Source organism: Burkholderia sola (assembly GCF_905400185.1).
Lineage (GTDB): Bacteria > Pseudomonadota > Gammaproteobacteria > Burkholderiales > Burkholderiaceae > Burkholderia > Burkholderia sola.
Map to the genome: position 1 here is coordinate 910,084 of NZ_FR989676.1, position 24,824 is coordinate 934,907.

The window sequence follows — 24,824 nt, forward strand, 5'->3', positions numbered from 1 at the left end:
CCGCGATTTTAACCGCAGCGCCGATGCCGGTCCGTGCGCGACGTGTAACAAAGTGCGCAAAGCGGCGCGACGTGCGCCGCTTTGTGTTACTTCAGGTAGCCCGCCGAGCCGAACCAGTCGAGCGCATCGCGCAACCCTTCGCGATACGGGCGCGCACGGTAGCCGAGCTCGCGCTCGGCCTTCGCGGACGTGAAATACATCTTGTTCTTCGACATCCGCAGCCCGTCGACGGTGACGAACGGCTCCTTCTTCGTGAACTTCGCGACCGCTTCGGCGCCGACCGCGAGCGGGTACAGCGGCCAGCGCGGCAGTGCGATCGTCGGCGCCTTGCGGCCCGTCATCTGCGCGATGTCCGCGAGCATCTGCTGCAGCGGCAGGTTCTCGCCGCCGAGGATGTAGCGCTCGCCGATCCGGCCGCGCTCGAGCGCGAGGAAGTGGCCGTGCGCGACGTCGTCGACGTGCACGAGGTTCAGCCCCGTGTCGACGAACGCGGGAATCTTGCCGAGCGCGGCCTCGACGATGATGCGGCCGGTCGGCGTCGGCTTCACGTCGCGCGGGCCGATCGGCGTCGACGGGTTGACGATCACGGCCGGCAGCCCTTCGTCGGCGATCATCCGTTCGACCGCGCGCTCCGCGAGCACCTTGCTGCGCTTGTAGACGCCGATCGCCTGCTCGGCCGTGAGCGGCCGATTCTCGTCGGACGGATCGCCGGCGCTCGTCACCTTCAGCGTCGCGACGCTGCTCGTATAGACGATCCGCTCGACGCCTTCCGCGCGGGCCGCGCGCATCGTCGCGACCGCGCCTTCGAGGTTCGCGCGCTCGATCTCGTCGGGATCGGGCGCCCACAGCCGGTAGTCGGCCGCGACGTGCAGCAGGTAGCGCACGCCGCGCAGCGCGGCGCGCATCGACGCCTCGTCGCGCATGTCGCCGGTGACGATCTCGGCGTCGAGATCCGCGACGTTCGTGCGCGGGCTGGTGGGGCGCACCAGCACGCGCACCGCATAGCCTTTCTGCTGCGCGATGCGCGCGACGGCCGAGCCGACGAAACCGGACGCGCCGGTGACGAGAACGAGATCGCGGGAAGTATCAGTCATGCGTTTCCTTCGGGGCCGCGCGGGCGGCGCGGCGGTTGAGCATCGGCGAGATTGTACGTGGTCGGCGCGCGCGGCGACGCCCGGCCGGCGCGTGTGCGAAGCGGCCGACGCGACTACAATGCCGGGCTTGAATGCAACGGGAGGGCGACGCGATGAGCCGCAATGAACTGGACGAACGGATCGAGACCTACTACGTGCGGGTGCGCGGCGTCGTGCAGGGCGTCGGCTTTCGTCATGCGACGGTGCGCGAAGCGCATGCGCTGAAGCTGCGCGGCTGGGTCGCGAATCTCGAGGACGGCACCGTCGAGGCGATGATCCAGGGCCCCGGCGCGCAGATCGACCGGATGCTCGCGTGGCTGCGTCACGGGCCGCCTGCCGCGCGCGTGACCGAGGTGACGTTCGAGGAACGGCCGACCGAGAAGCGCTTCGAGCGTTTCCAGCAGCAGTAAGCGGCACGCGAAGGGACACACAACAATATGACGGGGTATCCGGAAGCCGGGCGCGGCCTCTTGCTGTCGGTGATGGCGTCGACGCTGTTCGCGCTGATGTCGGCTTACGCGAAACTGCTCGCGCCGCTCACGGGGCTCGACATCTTCGCGTGGCGCATCGTGTGGACCGCGCCGGGCGCGCTCGCGCTGATCGCGCTGCGCGGTCGCTGGCCGGCGCTCGTGGAGCTCGCGCGGCGCAGTGCGCGCGACTGGCGCCTGCTGGTCGCGCTGCCGGTGAGCGCGGCGTTGCTCGGCGTGCAGCTGTGGCTGTTCCTGTGGGCGCCGCTGCATGGCCGCATGCTCGAAGTGTCGCTCGGCTATTTCCTGCTGCCGCTGACGATGGTGCTCGTCGGCCGCTTCTACTATCACGAAAGGCTCGACCCGCTGCAATGGGCGGCGGTCGCGTGCGCGGCGCTCGGCGTCGCGCACGAAGTGTGGGCGACGCGCGCGTTCGCATGGCCGACGCTCGTCGTCGCGCTCGGCTATCCGCCGTATTTCGTGCTGCGCCGGCGGATCAACGCCGATTCGCTCGCCGCCTTCGCGATCGAGATCGTGCTGCTGTGCCCGATCGCGTTCGCGATGGTCGCGACGAGCGCGACGCGCGTCGCCGGCCATCCGCTGCTGTGGGCCGCGCTGCTGCCGGGGCTCGGCCTCCTCAGCACGCTCGCGCTCGCGAGCTACCTGAAGGCGAGCCGGATGCTGCCGATGGCGCTGTTCGGGATTCTCGGCTACGTCGAGCCGGTGCTGCTCGTCGTGGTGTCGCTGCTGCTGCTCGGCGAGACGCTGAGCGTCTCGCAGCTCGCGACGTACGGGCCGATCTGGGTCGCCGTCGCGCTCACCGCATGGCACAGCGCGATGCTGATGCGGCGCTTGCCCGCGCGCGGTTAAGCGCATCGTCGCGATGCGCGGGCCGTGCGGAACGTGCCGCGCATCGCGCATCGTCCGGCCGTCGAACCGCGTTCGTTCCGCTGCCACGTCCTCTCGAATCCGTCGATACTGACCGCCGACTGACGCCGCGCTGACGCGAATCTGGCGACGCTGCCTGCTTCGCCGCGCCACGCTCACGCTTGTAATCGAAGAGAAGATTCAGTTGCATTTTGTTACTTAGGGTCGCCCCTGATCGGCCATTAGACTGATCTGATCGACTTCCCTTCGTATCCGGCTTTTCATTGAACGGTCACCTCCCTGCCAAGTCGGCCGGGTTGGCACGATACGGGCATACGCGTATCGTCGCCGATCGCGCTCGCCGTCTTTCTCCCGCTCCCTTCCCCGGTGCACGTCGCACCGCCGCCGTGCAGGTGCGCTCATGTCGTTGAGCCCGCTGCATGCCGCCACGGCGCAGCCGTCGCGCAGCGGCCGCCTGATCGAAATCGACTTCTTCCGCGGGCTCGTGCTGTTGATGATCGTCGTCGATCACATCGGCGCGAGCGTGCTGTCGCGCGTGACGCTGCACGCATTCGCGCTGTGCGATGCGGCCGAGGTGTTCGTGTTCCTCGGTGGCTTCGCGACCGCGAGCGCGTACGGCGCGATCGCCGAGCGGCACGGCGCGCGCGCCGCGCAGCAGCGGTTCGTGCGGCGCGCGATGCAGATCTACCGCGCGTTTCTCGCGACGTCGACGCTGATGCTCGTCGTGTCGGCGGTGCTCGATCACTACGGGATCGATGCGCCGAACCTCGCGCTCGACGACGTCAGCGTGATGCTCGCGTCGCCGCTGACGGGGGCGGCCGAGCTGCTGACGTTCCAGCGCCAGCCGTATCTCGCGTCGGTGCTGCCGATGTACGTGCTGTTCGCGCTCGCGTCGCCGGTGCTGGTGCCGTTCGCGCGGCGCCATCCGTGGCTGCTCGTCGCGCTGAGCGTCGCGTCGTGGCTCGCGGCGGGCTGGCTCGGCCCGGAGCTGCTGGACACCGACGGCTTCCGCTGGAGCTTCAACCCGTTCGCGTGGCAACTGATGTTCGTCGCTGGCGTGCTCGCGCGCTGCCAGCCGTTCTACCGGCGCGTCGCGCTCGGCCGCTGGGGCGCGGCGGCGACCGGGCTCGCGTGCGCGATCGTGCTCGGTTGCGCGAGCTACAAGCTGTTCTCGGGGCTGCCGGCGCCCGAAGGCGTGCTCAAGCGCGATCTCGCGCTGCCGCGCGTCGTGAGCTTCGCGGCCATCGCGTGGCTGATGGCCGATTGCGTGCGCTTCGGCTGGATCGCGCGGATCGCGCAGGGCGTGCGGCCCGTCGTGGCGGTTGGCCAGCGCGGGCTGATCTGCTTCGTCGCGGGTGCGGCGATCTCGCTCGTGATCGATTCGCTGCTGCATCCGGTCGCGGGCAGCGCCGATCTGCGGCATGTCGGCGTGGGCCTCGTGGCCGACGCGTGCGCGGTCGGGCTGATGATGGCGGTGGCCGGTTCGGGGACGTGGATCGCGCGATGGCGCGGCGCGGCGGCGTAGGCGCGCGCAAGAAGGGCGGCGCGGCAGGCGCCGCGCGGCGTCAGTGAGGTGAGCCGATACGGGAGCGGGGCGTGGCGGTGGCGTCGTCGGCTTCGGCGTCGTCGCGTTCGTCCGGCGCCGGGTCGTCGCGCTCCGCGAGCACCGCGTCGGCTTCGGCCGCGGCCCGGGCGGCGCGCATCGCGGTGCAGCGCTGCGCGTGCCGGATGTCCGACAGGATCCTCAACAGCCGCGTCGTCTTGCTTTTCATCGGGTTCTCCCGCCAGTGCGCATCTCGGGAAGCGGATGCGTTGCCTGCAACCAGTGTAGGACGCGTTCGCGTTTCCGGCGGGAGAATGTGGCGTGCACGCCGCACGCCGAGGGATAGTACTTACTGCGCGGCGGCGGCCTGCGCCTGCAGCGCTTCTTCGCGGCGCTCGTCCGTGCAGCGCTGATGCTGGCGCGACAGGCGGTTCATCAGCGGCAGCAGCAGCAGCGCGAGCAGCATGCCGATCGCGGCGAGCCAGCCGAGCTTCTCGAACAGCGACAGATAGAGCGGCAGCGATTCGGTGGCCGGCAGCTCGTGCGACGGCATCTGCGCGAAGTTCGCGACGACGCTGCCCAGATACTGCGACACGCCCGTCGCGACGAAATACGCACCCATCATGAAGCCGCTCATGCGCGCCGGCACGTAGCGGGCGATCATCGCGAGGCCGAGGCCGCTCACCAGCAGCTCGCCGAGCGAGTACAGCCCGTAACCCCACACCATGAACCACGACGACACGCGGCCGTCGACCGCGTAGCGGCCGCTGATCGTGAACACCAGGTAGCCGGCGGCGACCGCGCCGAAACCGAGCGCATACTTCGCGGCGACCGGCAGGTCGCGGCCGCCCTTCGCGACGGCGTTGTAGACCCACACCAGCACCGGGCTCAGCAGCATGATCCAGATCGGGTTCAGCGCCTGGAACTGCGCGGCGCTCCACGTGAACAGCGTCGTGCCGAACAGCATGAAGCGCGGGTCGACGTTGCGCAGCGCGAACAGCGTCAGCGACGTCGACATCTGCACGTAGAAGATGAAGAACAGGATCACCTGGCCGATCAGCACGAGCGCCGCGATCAGGCCCGCGCGCTCCGAGCGCTCCGACTTCGCGATCATGTACGCGAAGATCGCGAGAATCGCGAATGCCGCCGTCCACACGCTGGCGACCGCGAGTTGCTTGTGCTGCAGCACGTACAGCGTGACCAGCGCGAGCGCGACGCCGCCGGCCGCGACCGCGCCGAGGCGCTTCCAGCGGATCGGCTGGTCGTCCGGCTGCGAGCCGACGTGCGCGAGCGTGCGGTGCATCAGCATGAAGTTCAGGATCGCGAGCAGCATGCCGCCGCAGCAGACCGCGAACGCGGTGTGCCAGCCCCAGTGATCCTTGATCCACGGCGTCGCGAGCATCGACACCGTCGAGCCGATGTTGACCGCCATGTAATAGATCGTGAACGCGCTGTCGATGCGCGCGTCGTCGCCTTCGTAGATGCGGCGCACGAGGTTCGCCGCGTTGGCCTTGAACAGGCCGTTGCCGACGACGATCACGCCGAGCGACGCGTACATGTACGTCAGCTGATCGTTCGGCACCGCGAGCATCAGGTAGCCGGCGCACAGCACGGCCGCGCCGATGATCATCGTGCGGCGGGCGCCGAGCACCTTGTCGCCGATCCAGCCGCCGATCGACGGCGCGGCGTAGACGAGTGCGGTGAAGGCCCCCCAGGTCAGGTTCGCGTGGCTGTCGGTGAAGCCGAGCCGGTCGACCATGAAGAGGACCAGGAGCGCGGCCATGCCGTAGTAGCCGAAGCGCTCCCACATTTCGATGAGGAAGACCGTCGTAAACGATCGGGTCTGTGAAACAGGTGCGTGCATCATCAATCTCGTTTGAAACGGACGGCGCGGATCGCGCGTCGCCTTAAGGTCGAACTGGCGCCGGAGCACTGTGGCCGGGTAGGCTGGCATCGGCGATGGAGCAGTCGAGCGGTTAGCTCGGGCCGGGGACGGATTCCACCTGAGAAGGCGGAGCGCGGCCCCGACCGGCGCGCGAATGGTAACGTTTGCCGGTCCGGTGCGTCGGGTCCGCGCCACTTAGGGAAACTCCCGATATGGCAGCAGCTTTCAGGAACATTTGTCTCATCATCTACTTGTAAGCTTGACGCCGGTTCTCCGCAAATTCCCGGAGAGCCGCTTGCAGCTTGCCTGTGAAGGCTGCGAGTCTGGCAAGATAGCGCGTCGTTTCGCTCGCTTCGGGCCCTGTTTAGTGCACCGGGCTCAACGCCGAAGACGGGGGCGAACCCGAAGATTAAGCTATCTCGAATTAACTTAGTTACTTTCCATCAAACATTTTTTGACGACCACTTTTCGGCCTGCTATGGTTCCCCCCACTGAAAACTCGCGATCGGCAGACGCTGTCGCACTGGGCAGCAAGATTCGCGCGTTGCGCCAACGTCTGAAGCGCACGCTCGACGACACCGCTACCGCCGCGGGGATTTCGAAGCCGTTTCTGTCTCAAGTCGAGCGCGGGCTCGCGTCGCCGTCACTGACGTCGCTGGCCGGTATCGCCCACGCGCTCGGCGTGACGGTGCAGTACTTCGTGGATACGCCGAGCGAGGAACGCTCGGTGTGCCGAGGCGATCAGCTGCGCTTCTTCGGGTTTGCCGATTCGGCGAACCTGTTCGCGCGACTGACGAACGTGTCCGAAGGGCGCCAGCTGGAGGCGATCCTCGTGAGGATGCCGCCGGGGCAGAAACGGTCCGAGGTGACGACACATGCAGGAGAGGAGTTCCTGTACGTGATTGAAGGGGAAGTGTCGCTGACGCTGGAAGGCAAGACGTTCGTCCTGCAGGCCGGCGACAGTTCGCACTATCAGTCGACGGTCCCGCACAGCTGGGTCAACACCGCGAAGATCGAGTCGGTGGTGGTCTGGGTCGGTACGCCGCGACTGTTCTAACGCACGGGTATTCCTTCGTTTCTTCGACGGGATACCTGTCGAAAGAAATGTAAGGAATACTAACATGCAATACGAGAATCACGGGCCTCCTCAATCGCTGCCCCCGTCAGCGTCTCACGCGTAAGCCGCGGCATCCGCCGCGCGACGCCCACCGAACCACCTTCTCAAGACTGCCACGATGAAATCCTTGCATGCCATGTCGGCCGTGCTGGCCGCGCTCGCCCTGACGACGCCCGTCGCCCACGCCGTAACCGTTCCGTCGAACGTCGCGCTCGCTCCGCAACAGGACCTGACGCGACAGGTGCCGGCCGAAGTCGAGTCGCTCGACCCGGCGCACATCGAATCGTGGACCGGCAACACGATCGGCCTCGACCTGTTCGAAGGGCTCGCGCGCATCGATGCGGCCGGCCAGGTCGTGCCGGGCGTCGCGCTGTCGTGGGAGCGCAAGACGCCGCAGACATGGATCTTCAAGCTTCGCCACGACGCGAAGTGGAGCAACGGCCAGCCGGTGACGGCCGCCGATTTCGTCTATTCGTGGCAGCGCCTCGTCGATCCGAAGACTGGCTCGAAGTACACGATCCTCGTCGAGTTCATCAAGAATTCGAAGGACATCATCGCGGGCAAGGCCGCGCCGTCGACGCTCGGCGTGCGTGCCGTCGATCCGTACACGCTGGAAGTGACGACCGACGTGCCGGTCGCGTTCTTCCCCGAACTGACCGCGATGGCGCCGCTCGTGCCGGTGAACAAGGACGTGGTCGCGAAGTTCGGCGACGCATGGACGCGCCCGGGCAACCTCGTCAGCAACGGTGCATACCAGCTCGTCGACTGGCAGCCGAACAACCGCATCGTGATCGCGAAGGACGCGAAGTACTGGAACGCGCCGAAGGTCGTGATCAACAAGGTCACGTACCTGCCGATCGAAAGCGACGAAACCGCGATGCGCATGTACCAGGCCGGGCAGATCGACTACAGCTACTCGATTCCGTCGGGCATCTTCCAGCAGGTCAGCAAGCAGTTCGGCGCCGAGTTGCGCCCGGGCCTGCAGCTCGCGACTTACTACTACTTCCTGAACAACAGCGACGCGGCGCTGAAGGACAAGCGCGTGCGCCAGGCGCTGTCGATGGTGATCGATCGCGACGTGCTGACGTCGAAGCTCACGCAGGCCGGCGAGAAGCCGATGTACGGGCTGATGCCGAACGGCACGAAGGGCGTGCAGCCGTTCACGCCGGAATGGGCGTCGTGGCCGATGGCCAAGCGCATCGCGACCGCGAAGGACCTGCTGAAGCAGGCCGGCTATTCGGACGCGAAGCCGCTGTCGTTCACGCTCACGTACAACACCAACGACCTGCACAAGAAGGTCGCGCTGTTCACCGCATCGGAATGGCGCACGAAGCTCGGCATTACCACGAAGCTCGAGAACGTCGAGTTCAAGGTGCTGATGAAGCAGCGGCATGACGGCAAGGTGCAGATCGCGCGCGACGGCTGGTTCGCCGACTACAACGACGCGATGACGTTCTTCGACCTGATCCGCTGCGGCAGCTCGCAGAACACCGTCGGCTACTGCAACAAGCAGGTCGACGCGCTCGTCGAGGAAGGCAACCAGAAGCTCGACGACAACGCGCGCACCGCGCTGCTCACGCAGGCGCACGACATGGCGATGAAGGACACGCCGATGGTGCCGCTGTTCCAGTACTCGGCCGACCGTCTCGTGAAGTCGTACGTGGGCGGCTATTCGCTGAAGAACGTGATCGACATGCGTGCTTCGCAGGACATGTACCTGATCAAGCACTGACGGAGCGATCATGCTGGCCTACGCATTGAGGCGCACGTTGTGGGCGGTGCCGACGATCCTCGCGGTCATCACCGTCTGCTACCTGCTGCTGCATTTCACGCCCGGCGGCCCGTTCGATACGGAGAAGCAGCTGTCCGCCGCGACGCTCGCGAACCTGAACGCGAAGTACCACCTCGACGAGCCGCTGTGGAAGCAGTACCTGCTGTATCTCGGCTCGCTGCTGCACGGCGATCTCGGCCCGTCGTTCCGCTACGTCGACTGGTCGGTGAACGATCTCGTGAAGAAGGCGCTGCCCGTGAGCCTCGGCGTGGGCGGCGTGTCGATCCCGATCTCGATCGTGCTCGGCGTGCTGCTCGGCACCGTCGCGGCCGTGCGCCGCGACAGCGTGATCGACCGCTTCGTGATGCTGATCGGCAACTTCGGCAACGTCGTGCCGCCGTTCGTGCTCGGCCCCGTCATGGTGTGGATCTTCGCGATCCTGCTGAAGACGTCGGCCGGCAACGGCTGGCTGCCGGCCGGCGGCTGGGGCGACGGCGGCTGGCAGTACCGGCTGCTGCCGATCGCGCTGCTGACCCTCATCAACGTGTCGCTGCTCGCGCGCGTGATGCGCGGCTCGATGATCGAGACGCTGTCGAGCAACTACATCCGCACCGCGCGCGCGAAGGGCCTGCCGGGCTCGACGATCGTGCTGCGCCACGCGCTCAAGCCCGCGCTGATGCCGGTCGTGTCGCTGTTCGGCACGGTCTGCATCACGTCGATCACCGCGGCCGTCGTCACCGAATCGGTGTTCGCGCTGCCGGGCGTCGGGCAGCTCGTCGTGAACGGCGCGATCAACCGCGACTACACGCTGGTGCTTGGCCTCGTCGTGATGACGACCGTCTTCGCGGTGCTGTTCAACCTGCTGGTCGACCTCGCGTACGCGTGGCTCGATCCGCGTATCCGTTATTGAGCGAGGCACAGCGATGACTCCGACCACTCCCGTCGTCGGCCTGCCCGTGCAGACCGATTCGCCGCCGCATTCGCGCTCGCCGCTCGAGCTCGCGTTCGCGCGCTTCCTTCACAACCGCGCGGCGCTGTTCAGCCTCGCGCTGCTCGTGCTGATCACGCTCGCCTGCTTCGTCGGCCCGTGGCTGCTCGCGGCCGATCCCGCCGCGAGCGACTGGGCGTCGATCAGCCTGCCGCCGACCTGGGCGAACCAGCACTGGTTCGGCACCGACGAGCTCGGCCGCGACCTGCTCGTGCGCACGCTGATCGGCGGCCGCGTATCGATCGAGGTCGGCCTGCTCGGCACGCTCGTGTCGGGCCTGTTCGGCGTCGCGTGGGGCGCGACCGCGGGCTTCGCGGGCGGCCGCGTCGATTCCGTGATGATGCGCGTCGTCGACATGATGTACGCGATCCCGTACCTGCTGATCGCGATCCTGATGATGACCCTGTTCGGCCGCTCGTTCATGCTGGTCGTGCTGACCATCAGCGCGTTCTCGTGGATCGACATGGCGCGCGTCGTGCGCGGCCAGACGCTGTCGCTGCGCAATCGCGAGTTCGTCGATGCGGCGCGCGCGATCGGCGTGTCGCCGGCATCGATCGTGCTGCGTCACGTCGTGCCGAACCTGCTCGGCGTGGTCGTCGTGTACGCGACGGTCTCGGTGCCGAACATCGTGCTGACCGAATCGGTGCTGTCGTTCCTCGGCCTCGGCGTGCAGGAGCCGATGACGAGCTGGGGCGTGCTGATCCAGGACGGCGCGCAGAAACTGGAATCGATGCCGTGGCTGCTGCTCGCCCCGGCCGTCATGCTGTGCGTGACGCTTTACTGCGTGAACTTCGTCGGCGACGGCCTGCGTGACGCGCTCGACCCGAAGGATCGCTGAAGATGGTTGCTCTACTGGAAGTTGAAAACCTCGGCGTGCGCTTCACGCGCAAGGATGCGCCGCCGATCGACGCCGTCAACGGCGTGTCGTTCTCGCTCGAAGCCGGCAAGACGCTCGGCATCGTCGGCGAATCGGGCTCGGGCAAGAGCCAGACCGTGATGGCGCTGCTCGGCCTGCTGGCCGGCAACGGCACGACGACCGGCGCCGCGCGCTACCGCGGCGACAACCTGCTCGACATGGATACGCGCGCGCTGAACGCGGTGCGGGGCGATCGCATCGCGATGATCTTCCAGGACCCGATGACGTCGCTCAATCCGTTCCTGACGATCGAACGGCAGATGACCGAGACGCTGCAGCTGCATCGCAGGCTGTCGCGCAAGGAAGCGATCAAGCGCGCGATCGAGGCGCTCGAATCGGTGCGCATTCCCGATGCGGCGCGCCGCATCCGCATGTATCCGCACGAGTTCTCGGGCGGCATGCGCCAGCGCGTGATGATCGCGATGGCGCTGTTGTCCGAGCCGGAAATCCTGATCGCCGACGAGCCGACCACCGCGCTCGACGTGACCGTGCAGGCGCAGATCATCGACCTGCTGCGCGAGCTGAACCGCGAGCGCGGCACCGCGATCGTGCTGATCACGCACGACATGGGCGTGGTCGCCGGCCTCGCCGACGACGTGATGGTCATGTACGCGGGCCGCACCGTCGAATATGCGCCGGCCGAATCGATCTTCGCGGCGCCGTCGCATCCGTACACGATCGGGCTGCTCAACGCGCTGCCGCGCCTGACCGACGCGGACGATGCGCCGCTCGTCGCGATTCCCGGCAACCCGCCGATGCCCGGCACCGCGCCGGCCGGCTGCGCGTTCGCGAAGCGCTGCACGTATGCGGAAGAACGCTGTGGCGCCGAGCGCCCGGCGCTCGAAACCTATGGCGCCGCGGGCGCGGTGCGCGCGTGCCACCGGCCCCTGGCCGATCTGACGGGAGGTCTGCGATGAGCGTCGATGAACGCCGCCAAGCCGGCGCGACGGACGACACGCTGCTGTCCGTCGACAATCTGAAAGTGCATTTCCGCGTGCCGCTCGGCGGCTATCCGTGGTCGCCGAAGGGCACGCTGCGCGCGGTCGACGGCGTGTCGTTCGACGTCAAGCGCGGCGAGACGGTCGGGCTCGTCGGCGAATCGGGCTGCGGGAAATCGACGCTCGCGCGCGCATTGATCGGCCTCGTGCCGATGACGGCCGGCACCGTGAAATGGCGCGGCCAGGCCGTGGCGCCCGATCACCTGCGCGGCACCGCGATGCGGCGCGAAGTGCAGATGATCTTCCAGGATCCGCTCGCATCGCTCGATCCGCGCATGACGATCGAGCAGGTCGTCGCCGAGCCGCTCGTCACGCACCAGCCGGGCCTCGGCCGGACCGAAGTGCGCCGCCGCGTGATCTCGATGCTCGAACGCGTCGGCCTGAACGCGCATCACCTGCTGCGTTATCCGCATGAATTTTCCGGCGGGCAGTGCCAGCGCGTCGGCATCGCGCGCGCGCTGATCGGCGAGCCGAAGCTCGTGATCTGCGACGAGCCCGTATCGGCGCTCGACGTGTCGATCCAGGCGCAGATCGTGAACCTGCTGCGCGATCTGCAACGCGAACTGTCGTTGTCCTATCTGTTCGTCGCGCACGACCTGGCGGTGGTGAAGGCCATCAGCCAGCGCGTGCTCGTGATGTATCTCGGCCGCGTGATGGAGTTCGGCACGCGGCATGACGTGTACGGCGTGCCGCAACACCCGTACACGAAGGCGCTGCTCGATGCGGCGCCGACGCCGGAGCCGGCGCGCGAGCGTGCTCGCCGTCCGATGCTGCTGGCGGGCGAGATGCCCTCGCCGCTCAACCCGCCGTCCGGCTGCGCGTTCCGCACGCGCTGTCCGGTCGCGATCGACGCGTGCGCGCAGGACGTGCCGCTGCCGGAAGTGCGGCAGGGGTCGGCGGCGCGCGTCGCGTGCATCCGCGCGGGCGCGGCGTGATGTGAAGTAACGCAGCAAACAAAACCAAGGCAGGTCAACAGGGGTAGGTGCGGCGCGAACGATCTTCGCGCCGCGGGTACAGGCGCGTCCTTAGCCGGGCTCGCCGGGGGGCTGGAAGCGGATCGCAACCGGCGTGGACGATATCAACACAAGACGAGAATGATTACGATGAAAAAGCAGAAGAGGATCGGGACGGCATCGAAGATGCTGCTTGCATGGGGGCTGCCGGCGCTCGCCGGCGTCTCGCTGACGGGTGTCGCGCACGCCGACGACGCGGCGCCGCTGACGGTCGCGCAGGCCGCACCGGTCGCCGCGTCGGGCACGTCGGTTGCGCAGGCAACGACCCCGAACGCCGTGATCAACGCCGAGGCGACCCAGGCCGTCACGCCGCCCGACGAGCCGTCGGCGCAGTCGAAATCGAACGGCTTCATCGCCGACAGCCATCTCGACTTCCTGTTCCGCAACTATGCGGACGTGCTCGACAACAAGGGCGGGCCGCATCGTCATGCGTGGGTCCAGGGCGCGATGGCGAACTTCGAATCGGGCTACACGACCGGCCTGATCGGGATCGGCTTCGACGCGTCGTTGTATGCGGCGCTGAAGCTCGACGGCGGCCAGGGCGCCGGCAGCATGGTGCACATCGCGAAGGGCGGCGGTGGCGGCAACCAGCTCGCGTGGGCGTACCCGGGCATCTACGACATCAAGGCGCGCATCTCGAACACGGTGGTCAAGTACGGTCTGCAGGCCGTCGACAACCCGTTCATGGAGCAGCACGACAACCGCGCGCTGCCGCCGACGTTCCTCGGCGCGACGCTCGTCAGCAATGAATTCAAGAACGTGATGCTCGAGGCCGGCAGCTTCACGAAGACCGACGCGCGCGGCCATACCACGCTCACGAATCTGACGACGCAGTACGGCGGCACGCGCATCAATCGCCTGTCGTACGTCGGCGGCACGTGGGACTACTCGCCGAACGGCGAAGTCGCGCTGTACGCGAACCAGGCCGACGACGTGTGGCACCAGTACTACGCGTCGGTGAAGCACAGCATCGGCAGCCCGCAGACGATCAAGTGGACCGGCTTCGGCAACGTCTATTCGACGCACGACACGGGCGATGCGCTGCAGGGCAAGATCAACAACAACGCGTACAGCCTGTCGCTCGCCGCGCAGCACGGCCCGCATGAACTGCTGCTCGGCTTCCAGCACGTGCTCGGCGATCAGTTCTTCGACTACCTGAACGAAACGAACGGCATCTTCCTGACCAACTCGATGGACGTCGACTACAACGCGCCGCACGAAAAATCGCTGCAGCTGCGTTACACGTTCTACGGGAAGGAAGCGGGCCTGCCGGGCTTCAAGGCGATGGTGTGGGGCGTGACGGGCTGGGGCGCGGACGGCAGCGCGGGCGCGGCCAACGACCCGAGCAAGTCGAGCATCTACTGGAGCAACGGCGCGCCGGTGCAGGGCCGTCACCACGAGTTCGGCTTCATCCCGTCGTACACGTTCCAGAGCGGCAAGCTGAAGAACACGAAGGTCACGTTCATCGCGATGTGGCACAACGGCTCGGCACACTACTCGGACGCGACGAACACCGAGTACCGTCTTGTCGTGAACCTGCCGCTGCACGCGTTCTGATCGAACGGGGACGCACGTCCCCGGTGTCGTACGGGCCGGCCTGCGATCGGTGCGATCACGCCGGCTTGTGCCAGCCCGCCACGGAATCGTTCGCGGCGGGCATCTCTTCCACGAGCGACGTGAGCTGGCGGCCCGTATCGCGCCATGCATCGAGGCCGCCGCGCAGCGCGAGCGCATCGGTGAAGCCTGCATCGAGCAGGCGCTTCGCCATCAGCGCGGCCGTCACTTCGTTCGGGCACGAGCAATACACGACGAATTTCTGCGTGAGCGGATAGCGCGCGACGATGTCGCCGATCTGGCGTTCGTCGGCGAACTGCGCACCGGGAATCGTGAACGGGTCGAGCTTGCGATGCTCGGGCGAGCGGACGTCGAGCACTACCGGGGCGGTGGCGTCGCGCAGCAGCACGTCGAGCTCGTCGACGCCGATCCGCGCGTTCGCGAGCTGGCGGATCAGCGCACGGCGGCGCATCCACCGCACGGCCGCATAGATCGCGAGCAGCGCGACGATGACCAGCAGCACCGCGCGGCCGAGGCGGCTCGCGCCGGCGAACAGCCAGTCAATCTGCCGATAGAACACGAGGCCGGCGCCCAGCCCGACGATCGTCCACAGCGCGGCGCCGAGCGCGTCGTAGCCGGCGAACGTGCGATAGCGCGTGCCGAGCGCACCGGCCATCGGCACCGACACCAGCGACAAGCCCGGAATGAAGCGCGCGACCGCGAGCACGCGCACGCCGTAGCGGCCGAAGAAGCGTTCGGTCTTTTTCACGCAGGTATCGCGCGACAGCGACAGCCGGCAGATCGTCTTCAGCGTCGTGCCGCCGTAACGCCGCCCGGCCACGTACCAGACCGTGTCGCCGATCAGCGCGCCGAGCACGGACATCACCACGACCGTCACGAGCTGCGAGCCGATCATCGCCGGATGCATCGCGGACATCGCGCCGAACAGCACGAGCGTCGGCATTGCCGGCACCGGCAGGCCGATGGCCGCCGCGAGCACGTTGGCGAACACGAGAAGCGGCCCGTACTGGGCGACGAGGTCACGGAGCATGACGGCTGGCCGAAAAGGAAACGCGTGGGCGGGAAACGCAGATGGACCGATTATCGGCCTTTTTCAACACAGCGGCGGGAATGACGCAAAAGCGCCTGACGGCGGCAGGGGGATGTGGGTGAGCCGACGCGTTGCACGCGGCTCACCGTTCGGAATCAGGAAGGCGTGCGGGCGAGCGATGCGGCGCCGTGGTTTTCGCCGGGCAACTCGGCGCCGTGCGAGCGGATCGCCGCGATCAGTTCGGCCGGGGTGATCTCGTAGCGGACCTCGCGGTGGATGCCCGGCTTGCGTTCGTCGACCTCGATCAGCAGCACGCTCTTGCCGTCGGCCGTTGCCTCGAGCCGGAGCGAGCGCAGTTCGCGGCCGTCGGCCGCGTCGTGTTCGGTGAGCAGGGTCATTGCCCCGGATGAGCCGGTAGTGCGCATCGAACCTATCCTCGTGTCGTGGTGCCGTAGCGGCAAAGATGTCTTTGTTGAATACAGCTTGACGCAGTTTAACGCGAACGGGCCGCGACACGGAGCATTTTCGTGGGGACGAAAAGAGGGTTACACCACCGATCCTTCTGATGTTTGAGCCGCGCCGGGCGGGCGTCTGCGCCGCATCGGGCCCGGCCGGAACCGGTACCCGAACGGCGTTCGCGGCCATGCCGGCGCGGGCGGCGACACGCGCTGCGCCGCGTGTCGCCGCGGCGGTGTCAGAAGCGGTCGGCGAGTCCCATCGCCGGATCGCTGACCGAGTGGCGGCCGGTTTCCACGCGGCCGGCCACGCGGCGCGAAAAGCTCGCGTCGCTGTCGGCGGTGACGATGAAGTCGTACCAATGGCCGGTCGAGTCGAGCTTCCAGTGCAGTTCGGACTGGTCGCCGGCGTGCACCGTGACCGTCCACACGGTGCCGGCGCCATGGCCGTTGCCGTTTTCGTTGCCGTGGCCATGACCGTGGTCGGCGTTTGCGCCGCGCCCGGACAGCGGCCCATAGACCTGGTTCGACTTGACCGTGAAGCGCACCGTGCCGCCGCCGTCGTTGCGTAGCCGCAGGTGGAGGTTGCCGCTCGCGCCCGCGTAGCCGACGCGCACTTCCGGCTGCGGCGCGCGAGCGCCGGCCACGCGGCTCAGGTCGCCGGTGAAGCGCCGGTGAAAGCCGTTCGGGCCGAGCACCCACAGGTCATATTTACCGCCATCGTCGGCGCGCGCGGCCCAGTCGCCGTGCAGCTTTTTGCCCGGCTCGACGACGTAGCGCCGCGGCAGCCGGTCGAGGTGCAGCTTGTCATAGACGTGAAACACGGCGGCGGCGCGGCCGGTGTTCGCGAACTTGAGCGTGACCGTGCCGGCGCCGGCATCAGTGTGCGCGCTCGCATGCAGCTCGTACGGCAGCGCGCGCGACGGGCGCACGCCGGTGGCCTGCGCGGGCAGCGCGGGCGTGGCGGGCGGCACGATCTTCGGCGCGGCTTGCTGCGCGGCGCTCAGCGCGTCGACCTGGCTTTTCGTCGTGCGGCCCGCGAGCGTCGGCAGCGGCTCGTCGTTCGGCGTGCGGAAGTTGAACGCGCTCGTCAGGTCGCCGCACACCGCGCGGCGGTATGCGCTGATCTGCGGCTCCGCGACGCCGAAGCGCGCCTCGAGGAAGCGCAGCGTCGACGTATGGTCGAACACCTGCGAATTGACCCAGCCGCCGCGGCTCCACGGCGACACGATCCACATCGGCACGCGCGGGCCCGGGCCGTACGGACGGCCGTCGGCCGCCGGCTGGCTCGCCGTGGCCGGCGCGAAGTCGTGGTACTCGACCGCGACGTCGGCGGCCGACAGCGTATGGCCGCCCGCGAGCGTGCCGTCGGCGTTGCGCGACGGCACGGCCGGCGACGGCATGTGGTCGAAGAAGCCGTCGTTCTCGTCGTAATTGACCAGCAGCACGGTCTTGCTCCAGACCTCCGGGTTCGCCGTCAGCGCGTCGAGCACGGCCTGCACGTACCAGCCGCCCTGCGCGGGGCTCGACGGCCCCGGGTGTTCGCTGTACGCGGACGGCGGGATGATCCACGACACTTCCGGCAGCTTGCCGTTGCGGATGTCGTCGCGAAACGTTTCGAGAAAGCCGTACGGCATCGTGTTGCCGAAGCCCTTCGCGAGCGGGCTCAGCGGATCGTCGATCGTCGGGTCGTAGAACGCGCCGGCCGCCGTCACCGGCTGCGTGATGTCGGTCGACGCGACATACGCGGGCCGGCGCGCGGCCGGCATCTGCTCGATCGCCGCGCGCCAGTGGCGGAAGCTCATCATTTCGTTGCAGCCGAAGTTGTCGATCAGGCTCTGGTAGACCTTCCAGTTCACGCCGGCCTGTTGCAGCCGGTCGGCATAGGTCGTCCAGGTCCAGCCCTGGCTCGACGGGCCGATGTCGTTGCCGCCGTTGAACTGGTTGTTCAGCGCGGCGATCTTCACGCGATTGCCGTCGGCCGGGCTGATGCCGTTCGGGCCGTTGGTGCCGCTCCAGTAGAACAGGCGGTTCGCGATCGTGCCCGTGTGCATCCCGCAGTGGTAGTGGTCGCACAGCGTGAACGCATCGGCGAGCGCGCGCTGGAACGGCACTTCGGCCGCGTCGTAATAGCCCATCGACAGCGGCGTCTTCGCGTCGGGCCAGCGGTTCATCCGGCCGTGATCCCACGCGGCCTGCGAATCGGCCCACGTGTGCGGCGTGCCGCCCGCGCGCTGCGCGTTGCCCTGGCGCGCGTCGAGGTGATACGGCGTCACGGTCGCGGCGGGCGTCCCCTTCGCGTACGCCTGATAGAACACGTCGCGGCCGTTCGGCGACGGCACCGCGAAGCGGTCGCCATAGCCGCGCACGCCCTTGAACGTGCCGAAGTAGCTGTCGAACGCGCGGTTCTCCATCATCAGCAGCACGACGTGCTTGACGTCCTGGATGGTCCCCGTTTCGTGGAAGGCGGGAATGGCGAGCGCGCGGCGGATGCTCGGCGGAAATGCGGACAGCGCGGCGGCGGCGAGGCCGGAGCCGGCGGTCTGCTGAAGGAATTTGCGGCGTGACGTCATGGCGTTCGGATCCTGTGAAGGTGGGAGCGTTCGTGAGTGCGTCTTGTCGTGCCCGGGCGTCGTCCCGCCCCGGGACGATCGCCGATGCGTGCGCGTTCGGTGCGTCGGCCGCGCGTCGCGGTGGTGCGCGCGTTGCGCCCGACACGCGACGCCCGGCATCCGACGTCGCGCCGATGCGGCGGCCTCGTCGTCGCGGTCCCGTGCGCCGCGCGCTCGTGATGCGCGGGGCAGGTGTCGGCACGCACCGGCCCGGCGCATGCCGGGCTCGGGCGGCGCCCAGTCTAGGGAGGCGACATGACGTCGACGTGATGAAGAAATGACATCGCATGTCGCGCACGTGACGTTGTGCATGCAACGATTCGTTCAAGCGCGATGCGAGGCTGAAGAAGGTAAGAAATTACCGATCGCCGCCGGTGTGACCGGTCAGAATTTTCCGGATTTCGCGACGATGGCGCGCGCGTTTCGTTGTGGATGCAACGTGATGGGCGCCGCGTGACCTCCGTGTTTCAAATGCATGAAATCGGCTAAGCTCGTTGCGTTGCTGCGCGGTTGTGCAGCCTGCGCCTTGGCGCGACTTTTCGGAACCGGCCCACCCATGACCGATATCAGAATCCGGCACTGCGAGACGCACGACGTCGACGCGATCCGGCAGATCGCCGCGCATCCCGCGGTGTACATGAATACGTTGCAGCAGCCGTTTCCGTCGCTCGAAAAATGGCAGAAGCGGCTCGACAACCTACGCGAGCACGGCGTGAGCCTCGTTGCCGAAATCGACCGTACGGTGGTTGGCCATCTCGGCCTGCATCCCGAGCCGAATCCGCGCCGGCGCCACGCGGCGGCGCTCGGCATGATGGTCGACGCGGCCCGTCACGGGCGCGGCATCGGCGGCCGGCTGCTCGCGGCCGCGATCGATCTCGCGGAGAACTGGCTGAACGTCACGCGTCTCGAGTTGACCGTGTTCACCGACAACCGCGCGGCGATAGCGCTCTACGAGAAACACGGTTTCCGCATCGAAGGCGAATCGCCGGATTACGCGTTGCGCGACGGCGTGCATGCGTCCGTGTATCACATGGCGCGGATCAAGGCGCGGCAATGAAAGGCCGGCCGTCGCGGACGTGACGGCACACGCCGCCGCGCGTCATATCCAATCGAGAATTCGTTCGTTTTCCTTCGGCTGTACCCGTCGTATCGTCGAACGATTTGCCGGTCTCTGCGGCTGGCTTCGCTTTTCCGTATCGATGCATGCGCGGCGCTGCGCGTCGGCCGGCCTCATCGTCATCGCTTCACGGCCCTCGTTGCGTGCGCGGCATCTCCCTGAAACCGTCTTTTTCAACGGAACCCGCTTCGATGAAAACCGTTCTCCGCAGTCTCACCGCCGCGTGCCTGTTCGCTGCCGCCAGCGCGGCGCTTGCCGCCGCCACGCCCGTCGGCGCCCCGGCGGCGAGCGCATCGTCCGACGGTGCGCATCTGCCGCCCGGCATCGCGTGGCAACACGGCGACGTCGATGCCGCGTTCGCGCTCGCGAAGCGCGAGGGCAAGCCGCTGCTGCTGTACTGGGGCGCGGTGTGGTGCCCGTCGTGCAACCAGGTGAAGTCGACGATCTTCAGCCAGCAGGCATTCAAGACGCGTTCGTCGTTCTTCGTGCCCGTGTACCTCGACGGCGATACCGAAAGCGCGCAGAAGCTCGGCGAGCGTTTCAAGGTGCACGGCTATCCGACGATGATCCTGTTCCGTCCCGACGGCACCGAAGTAACGCGGCTGCCCGGCGAAGCCGATCTCGACCGCTACATGCAGGCGCTGTCGCTCGGGATGACGGCCGCACATCCGGTGCGGCAGACGCTCGCGACCGCGCTGAAGAACGGCGCGGCGCTGACGCCGGACGAATGGCGCCTGCTGGCCGACTATTCATGGGATACGGACGGCGCGCTGCCGGTGCCGGCCGATCGTGTCGCGCAGACGCTGCAGTCGCTCGCGCAACGCGCGCGGGCGGCGGGTGCGAAAGCCGAATCGGCGCGCTTCGCGCTGAAGTCGGCGGTGGTCGCCGCGTCGGACGACCCGACGCAGGCCGGCGCGCTCGACAAGGCCGCGCTCGCCGATTCGCTGCGCACGGTGCTGCACGATCCCGCGCTGTCGCGGGCCGATTCGGACGTGCTGGTCGCGGCGCCCGCGCGCGTGGTCGCGTATCTCGGCCGCGACGACGCGCAGCGCACGAAGTTGCGCGGCGCGTACGACACGGCGCTCGCGCGCCTGTCGACCGACACCACGCTGTCGTCGATCGACCGGCTGATGGCGCTGCACGGCCGCGTGCTGCTCGCGCGCGGCGACGCGCGCAACGGCGCACCGCTCGCTGCGCCGGCGCTGGCCGACACCGCGCGCAAGCAGATCGCCGCGTCGGTGCAGGGCGCGGCGAACGCGTACGAGCGGCAGGCGCTCGTCAGCGAAGGCGCGGACACGCTGACCGACGCGGGGCTGTACGACGAATCGGATGTGTTGTTGAAGGCCGAGCTGTCGCGTTCGTCCACGCCGTACTACTTCATGTCGGGACTCGCCGCGAACGCGAAGGCGCGCGGCGACAAGGCGGCCGCGCTCGACTGGTATCGCAAGGCGTACGACGCGGCGAGCGGGCCGGCGACGAAGCTGCGCTGGGGCGCGACTTACTTTGCGAACGCGGTTGAGCTGGCGCCGAACGATTCCGCGCGCATCGAAGGGATCGCGGCCAGTGTGCTTGCGCAGGCCGACAAGACCCGGGATGCGTTCTACGGCGCGAACCTGCGTGCGTTGACCAAGGTCGTCACGCAGTTGAATCGCTGGCGCGGTAGCGGCGCGCACGATGCGTCGGTCAGGACGGTCGTCAAGCAGTTCGACGGCGTATGCGGGAAGCTGCCTGCCGGCGATCCGCAGGCGGCGGCGTGCGCGAAGCTGATCCAGCCCGTGAAGGCGTAACGACGCGCGGGGGGATCGTCGAGCGGGCCGGGGGATTCGTTACCGGCCCGATTCCGACGACGCGCCGCGATCGCTGCCGTATCCGGCGTCGTGCTCGCGGGCGATCTTCGCTTCGGCCGATACGATGCTGGCCGGATAGAACCAGTCGCTCGACTGGAAGCCGGCCTGCTTGAGCGCCTTGACTTCGGCGTGGACCTGCGCGCGCGTGAGCGGCTGGTTCGACTGCGCTTGTGCGGCGAACGGGGCCGAGACGGCCAGGGCGATGGCAACGGCTTGGATCAGGCGCTTCATGATCGGGACCTCCTCGATTCCGGTGAATCGCGGCGCTTCGTTCGTCGAAGCGCCGTGCGACGTTGAAACCAGTGTAGGCCGCGGCCGGCGCGCGAAAAATGCGATCGCGCCCAACGCAGTGTTTTGCTGCGGGTAACAATGGGCCGCTGGGGCGGACCGACCGCGAGACGGTGTGCGCGATGAAACCGTACCGGTCGCGGGAAACGGGGTGCTCGGGTCGATCACGCCGGGGTCGAACAAAACCCAACACGATGCGGCCGCGCATTCGTGCGGTCAGCGGCGGCTCATGGTGAGATAGTCAAGGTATTGCGCGTGGTGCAGACGACACGTGACGCGACAGGTGCGTTACCGACCTGCCAGTAGGTCGGGAAGCGGGCCCAGCCGGCGCTTGAACGTGCGGGCGTGTTTCTGAGGAGCAGGTTCTTGACGTCTGCCAGGATGAGGGACGTATCTCCGAAATAGCCATGCGACGGGAAATCGTCCGGGAGCGTGGACACCACGTTGGCAATCCCCGGGACATCGACCTGGGGTTTATCGCCGCAGCCGACGCGAGGATAGTCGTGAACGACGTTGGACGAGAGGCCGACGGCGAAATCGTACGGGGATAGATAGACCGTCGTCCGGTCCGATGACTTGACGTAGCTGCCGCCGAGGGTGCCGAACAATTCCCGGTCGACGTCGGCAGCGGCCAGAATGATTTGGCCAAACTTGATGGACGAGGTAGCGGGATCCGTCGCGAGCGCGTCGACGACGCGGAGAAGGGCGCGATTGCCCATGCTATGGGCGATCAGGTGAATCTTGCGGCCTTGCGCGACGTGAGCGGCGACGTCAATCAGGAATTGTCTGAGAAATATCTCACTTGCGTCGATCGTTGCTTCATCGATCGTGTATTTCAACACGTCGTGCAGTGCCGGCCAAGAGAACAGCATCATGTGATTGGGCGGGATGTCGAGATCCGCACCCAACTGGGCCGCGCGTATCGCCGCGTCGTCGAATGAGTTGTTGTATCCGTGGACGTAGACGACGACATATCCGTCCTGCGGTCCGGTGACCGAGCCCAGCGCCCGGCGGGCCAGCGCAAGGAATGCGTCGCGGTCCGCCATTTCATCGATTCTCTCAATTCGGAGAAACGGATCGGTACCGGTCATGGTTCCCCACCACGAGCCTTGCGAGCCGATGCGATGATGCTTTGGAATGGAAACGAATACGCGGCCGTAATGCAGTTTCCGATCGCGCTCTCCGGCGTATGTGGCCGGTACTTTGTTCGACGGCCCGTAAACCGGTTTTCGATTGGTTCCGTAAAGGACCGGATAAAGCACCGGTTGGTCGCTAGATTGATGATCAATCGTCAACTCCGGCGTGCCCGGACCGTAGTAACCCGCAAGGCTGCTACCCGATGGCGGCGAGGACAGGTTGGTGCATCCCGCCAGTGCCAGTGCGGCGAAGCACGCGACCATGCCACGAATCCGCCGAAGAAGCGCTGTCCATGTACCGAAAGCCGCCGGCCAGCGTGTCCGGTCATGCGTGCCGATACGACGGATGTTGCACGTAGAACGCTTGTTCCCGGCGCGCTGGCCGGTTTTGTTCTTGTACATGATATGCCCCGGTTTCTTATTGTTCGACAGCCCGATCGACCTGATTTTTCATCGCGTGCGGCATGACGCTTCTTCGTATCGCGCCAATATAAAAGAGCGGCGACGAAAACGCCACAAGGAATACCCGAGGGTATTTCGCGCGTCAGATGACTAGGTTTTTCATGAATAGCGCCGACGCGTGTAACTAAGCGCTCGGGGACTGTCGCACGCGTTTGCGTGAAGTAATCGATAAGTGGAAACGCCACCTGCATTCCCTTGTGATGGCAATTGACTTTTATCGGCAACCTCCTATGCTCAAGCAATCTGAAATTGCTGTTCACGTTCAAAAGAAACACAACGGGGATCCATCGTGAACAAGAAAGCAATCTGGTCGTGGTCATGTATTGCCGGTACGGTTGTTTGCGCGGGATGCGTGTCGCTCGATTTTGGCGGGATGTTGCTGCCGGTTGTGCCCGCGACGGATGCGCCGCCGCGACAGTCTTTGCAGACATGCAAGTCCACTTTCGTTGAAGTGCTGCGCCGGGATGCCGAATTCGCCTATGTATTGCCGCAGGCGGCCGTTGCAGAGACGATGGGGCGAACGGTTCAGCAATTGCAGGCGGCAGCGCCGGACGGTGGACTTTCGCGTAGCCTGCCGCGCGAATCGGTGAAGCGCTTCGATGCGTTCAGGAAGTCGATCGAAGCGGGAGCCGATGCACGGGTTCCGGCGGTGATCCGTGGCGATCCGGTTTACATCGCATTTCGGTCGGCAATGATCAAATCGGTAGCGACGGCACAGACTTCGCTAGGGTTTGCGGCCGGCATCCCCGGTGCCGACAAGCAAGCGGCGGAGGTGCAGGCCTATTCGCCGAATCTGACGGTGACCCTCCGGGAGTTTAAGGATTTTTCCGCCAAGATCAGCCGTGCCCAATTGCGGCCGGTACTTCGCGCACCCGTGGACAGTGCGGATGCGAAACACGACAACCTGTTTGCTGCCTATTTCTCGGCGTATTACGACGGGAAGTTTATCGATCGCTTCGGGCAGAAGATATCGAAGCCCGCATTGAAATTGCCCGACCTCGGTAGCGCGAAGGGTATCGATCTGTCGATTACCGTTTCCGATGCGGACATCTCGGGTGCGCTCACAGTACTCGTCGAATATCTGGCCGATCTCGTCGATACGACGCCGGTGTTCGGCGTGACGTCGACGGCGAAAGGCGCTAACACCGTAACTTACTACCCGGGGGGGAGCGACGCTGAACCGACGGCGCTGACGTCGAAGGCCGCCTCCTACAAGGACATATCCGCCGGCTGCGGCGTGACCGCGAAGAATGCGAAGGTTCTCGGATATGTGGCAAAGGGCGCGGGCGATGTCGCGCAGCTCGAGAACGGGTTGATCGCACAGAGCGCCGGCGGTTTCGGCGTATCGCTCGGCATCTTCGGCAAGATTTCGGTCGGTGACAACCAGACCCTCGGGACGGCCATCAAGGTCATCAGTTCGCGTGCGGCGATGCGAATTGCCTTCGCGTCGGCGTATCTCGCACTCGAACAATATTCCGCAAGCAATCCGTCCATTGCTGCCACCCAGAACTTCGTGACCGGCGCACCCGAAGCACTGGACCCCGCGGGGCCGAATGGCTATCTGGATTTTTTGGAATAGATTC

General features: G+C 66.8%; 22 protein-coding genes. 14 read left to right on the forward strand and 8 right to left on the reverse strand.

Annotated features, from left to right (window positions below; genetic code table 11):
* Positions 1 to 86: 86 nt before the first annotated feature.
* Positions 87 to 1,094, reverse strand: a complete 1,008-nt coding sequence (hpnA, locus tag KR541_RS20665; protein ID WP_011353724.1) for a hopanoid-associated sugar epimerase — start codon at positions 1,092 to 1,094, stop codon at positions 87 to 89.
* 152 nt (positions 1,095 to 1,246) lie between these two features.
* Between hpnA and KR541_RS20670 the strand changes: the two genes are divergently transcribed.
* From KR541_RS20670 to KR541_RS20680, 3 genes are all read left to right on the forward strand, one after another.
* The gene (locus KR541_RS20670; RefSeq protein ID WP_050013378.1) at positions 1,247 to 1,543 is read left to right on the forward strand and encodes an acylphosphatase; all 297 of its coding nucleotides are present in this window, start codon (positions 1,247 to 1,249) and stop codon (positions 1,541 to 1,543) included.
* Positions 1,544 to 1,570: 27 nt separating this feature from the next.
* Entirely contained in the window at positions 1,571 to 2,470 is a 900-nt protein-coding gene (gene rarD / locus KR541_RS20675) for an EamA family transporter RarD (RefSeq protein WP_050013377.1), read from the forward strand.
* A gap of 418 nt (positions 2,471 to 2,888) precedes the next feature.
* Positions 2,889 to 4,013, forward strand: coding sequence for an OpgC domain-containing protein (locus KR541_RS20680; RefSeq protein ID WP_050013376.1), 1,125 nt, complete (start codon positions 2,889 to 2,891; stop codon positions 4,011 to 4,013).
* A 40-nt stretch (positions 4,014 to 4,053) separates the two neighbouring features.
* On the opposite strand, the gene KR541_RS20685 is transcribed toward KR541_RS20680, so the two are convergent.
* Positions 4,054 to 4,260 (reverse strand): hypothetical protein, encoded by a 207-nt coding sequence (locus tag KR541_RS20685; RefSeq protein WP_050013375.1) that lies wholly within the window; start codon positions 4,258 to 4,260, stop codon positions 4,054 to 4,056.
* Between the two features lie 120 nt (positions 4,261 to 4,380).
* Complete coding sequence (locus KR541_RS20690) at positions 4,381 to 5,898, reverse strand: peptide MFS transporter (RefSeq protein ID WP_124653313.1); 1,518 nt, start codon at positions 5,896 to 5,898, stop codon at positions 4,381 to 4,383.
* A 496-nt stretch (positions 5,899 to 6,394) separates the two neighbouring features.
* Here KR541_RS20690 and KR541_RS20695 point away from each other — a divergent pair, with 496 nt between their 5' ends.
* From KR541_RS20695 to KR541_RS20725, 7 genes are all read left to right on the forward strand, one after another.
* Positions 6,395 to 6,973, forward strand: coding sequence for a cupin domain-containing protein (locus tag KR541_RS20695; protein WP_011548888.1), 579 nt, complete (start codon positions 6,395 to 6,397; stop codon positions 6,971 to 6,973).
* Between the two features lie 178 nt (positions 6,974 to 7,151).
* The gene (locus tag KR541_RS20700; protein ID WP_050013373.1) at positions 7,152 to 8,765 is read left to right on the forward strand and encodes a peptide ABC transporter substrate-binding protein; all 1,614 of its coding nucleotides are present in this window, start codon (positions 7,152 to 7,154) and stop codon (positions 8,763 to 8,765) included.
* 10 nt (positions 8,766 to 8,775) lie between these two features.
* Positions 8,776 to 9,714 (forward strand): ABC transporter permease subunit, encoded by a 939-nt coding sequence (locus tag KR541_RS20705; RefSeq protein WP_050013372.1) that lies wholly within the window; start codon positions 8,776 to 8,778, stop codon positions 9,712 to 9,714.
* 13 nt (positions 9,715 to 9,727) lie between these two features.
* Positions 9,728 to 10,630, forward strand: a complete 903-nt coding sequence (locus KR541_RS20710) for an ABC transporter permease (RefSeq protein WP_050013371.1) — start codon at positions 9,728 to 9,730, stop codon at positions 10,628 to 10,630.
* Positions 10,631 to 10,632: 2 nt separating this feature from the next.
* Entirely contained in the window at positions 10,633 to 11,625 is a 993-nt protein-coding gene (locus KR541_RS20715; protein WP_089489888.1) for an ABC transporter ATP-binding protein, read from the forward strand.
* Entirely contained in the window at positions 11,622 to 12,641 is a 1,020-nt protein-coding gene (locus KR541_RS20720; RefSeq protein ID WP_050013369.1) for an ABC transporter ATP-binding protein, read from the forward strand. Before KR541_RS20715 ends, KR541_RS20720 begins: the two co-directional genes overlap by 4 nt.
* Positions 12,642 to 12,809: 168 nt before the next feature.
* The gene (locus KR541_RS20725) at positions 12,810 to 14,276 is read left to right on the forward strand and encodes an OprD family outer membrane porin (protein ID WP_050013492.1); all 1,467 of its coding nucleotides are present in this window, start codon (positions 12,810 to 12,812) and stop codon (positions 14,274 to 14,276) included.
* 55 nt (positions 14,277 to 14,331) lie between these two features.
* On the opposite strand, the gene KR541_RS20730 is transcribed toward KR541_RS20725, so the two are convergent.
* From KR541_RS20730 to KR541_RS20740, 3 genes are all read right to left on the reverse strand, one after another.
* The gene (locus KR541_RS20730) at positions 14,332 to 15,324 is read right to left on the reverse strand and encodes a DedA family protein/thiosulfate sulfurtransferase GlpE (RefSeq protein ID WP_050013368.1); all 993 of its coding nucleotides are present in this window, start codon (positions 15,322 to 15,324) and stop codon (positions 14,332 to 14,334) included.
* 155 nt (positions 15,325 to 15,479) lie between these two features.
* Positions 15,480 to 15,749: a hypothetical protein gene (locus KR541_RS20735; RefSeq protein ID WP_050013367.1), complete on the reverse strand. Its 270-nt coding sequence runs from the start codon at positions 15,747 to 15,749 to the stop codon at positions 15,480 to 15,482.
* A gap of 269 nt (positions 15,750 to 16,018) precedes the next feature.
* Complete coding sequence (locus tag KR541_RS20740) at positions 16,019 to 18,352, reverse strand: phosphocholine-specific phospholipase C (RefSeq protein ID WP_050013366.1); 2,334 nt, start codon at positions 18,350 to 18,352, stop codon at positions 16,019 to 16,021.
* Positions 18,353 to 18,701: 349 nt separating this feature from the next.
* On the opposite strand from KR541_RS20740, the gene KR541_RS20745 reads away from it, so the two are divergent.
* The 3 genes from KR541_RS20745 (at position 18,702) to KR541_RS20755 (ending at position 21,295) form a co-directional block, all read left to right on the forward strand.
* Positions 18,702 to 18,848 carry a hypothetical protein gene (locus KR541_RS20745; RefSeq protein ID WP_235356191.1) on the forward strand — a complete coding sequence of 49 codons (147 nt, stop codon included), beginning with the start codon at positions 18,702 to 18,704 and terminating at the stop codon, positions 18,846 to 18,848.
* Between the two features lie 99 nt (positions 18,849 to 18,947).
* Positions 18,948 to 19,448 carry a GNAT family N-acetyltransferase gene (locus tag KR541_RS20750; RefSeq protein WP_124639682.1) on the forward strand — a complete coding sequence of 167 codons (501 nt, stop codon included), beginning with the start codon at positions 18,948 to 18,950 and terminating at the stop codon, positions 19,446 to 19,448.
* 251 nt (positions 19,449 to 19,699) lie between these two features.
* Positions 19,700 to 21,295, forward strand: coding sequence for a thioredoxin family protein (locus KR541_RS20755; protein ID WP_050013364.1), 1,596 nt, complete (start codon positions 19,700 to 19,702; stop codon positions 21,293 to 21,295).
* Between the two features lie 39 nt (positions 21,296 to 21,334).
* Here KR541_RS20755 and KR541_RS20760 read toward each other — a convergent pair whose 3' ends face one another.
* Together KR541_RS20760 and KR541_RS20765 are read right to left on the reverse strand one after the other, a co-directional pair.
* On the reverse strand, positions 21,335 to 21,586 hold the full coding sequence (locus KR541_RS20760; RefSeq protein ID WP_011694888.1) for a DUF4148 domain-containing protein: 252 nt from the start codon (positions 21,584 to 21,586) through the stop codon (positions 21,335 to 21,337).
* 284 nt (positions 21,587 to 21,870) lie between these two features.
* A complete protein-coding gene (locus KR541_RS20765) occupies positions 21,871 to 23,181 on the reverse strand; it encodes an alpha/beta hydrolase (protein WP_080334224.1) in 1,311 nt (436 codons plus the stop codon).
* A gap of 349 nt (positions 23,182 to 23,530) precedes the next feature.
* On the opposite strand from KR541_RS20765, the gene KR541_RS20770 reads away from it, so the two are divergent.
* Positions 23,531 to 24,820, forward strand: coding sequence for a hypothetical protein (locus tag KR541_RS20770; RefSeq protein ID WP_124631352.1), 1,290 nt, complete (start codon positions 23,531 to 23,533; stop codon positions 24,818 to 24,820).
* The last annotated feature ends 4 nt before the right edge of the window (positions 24,821 to 24,824 follow it).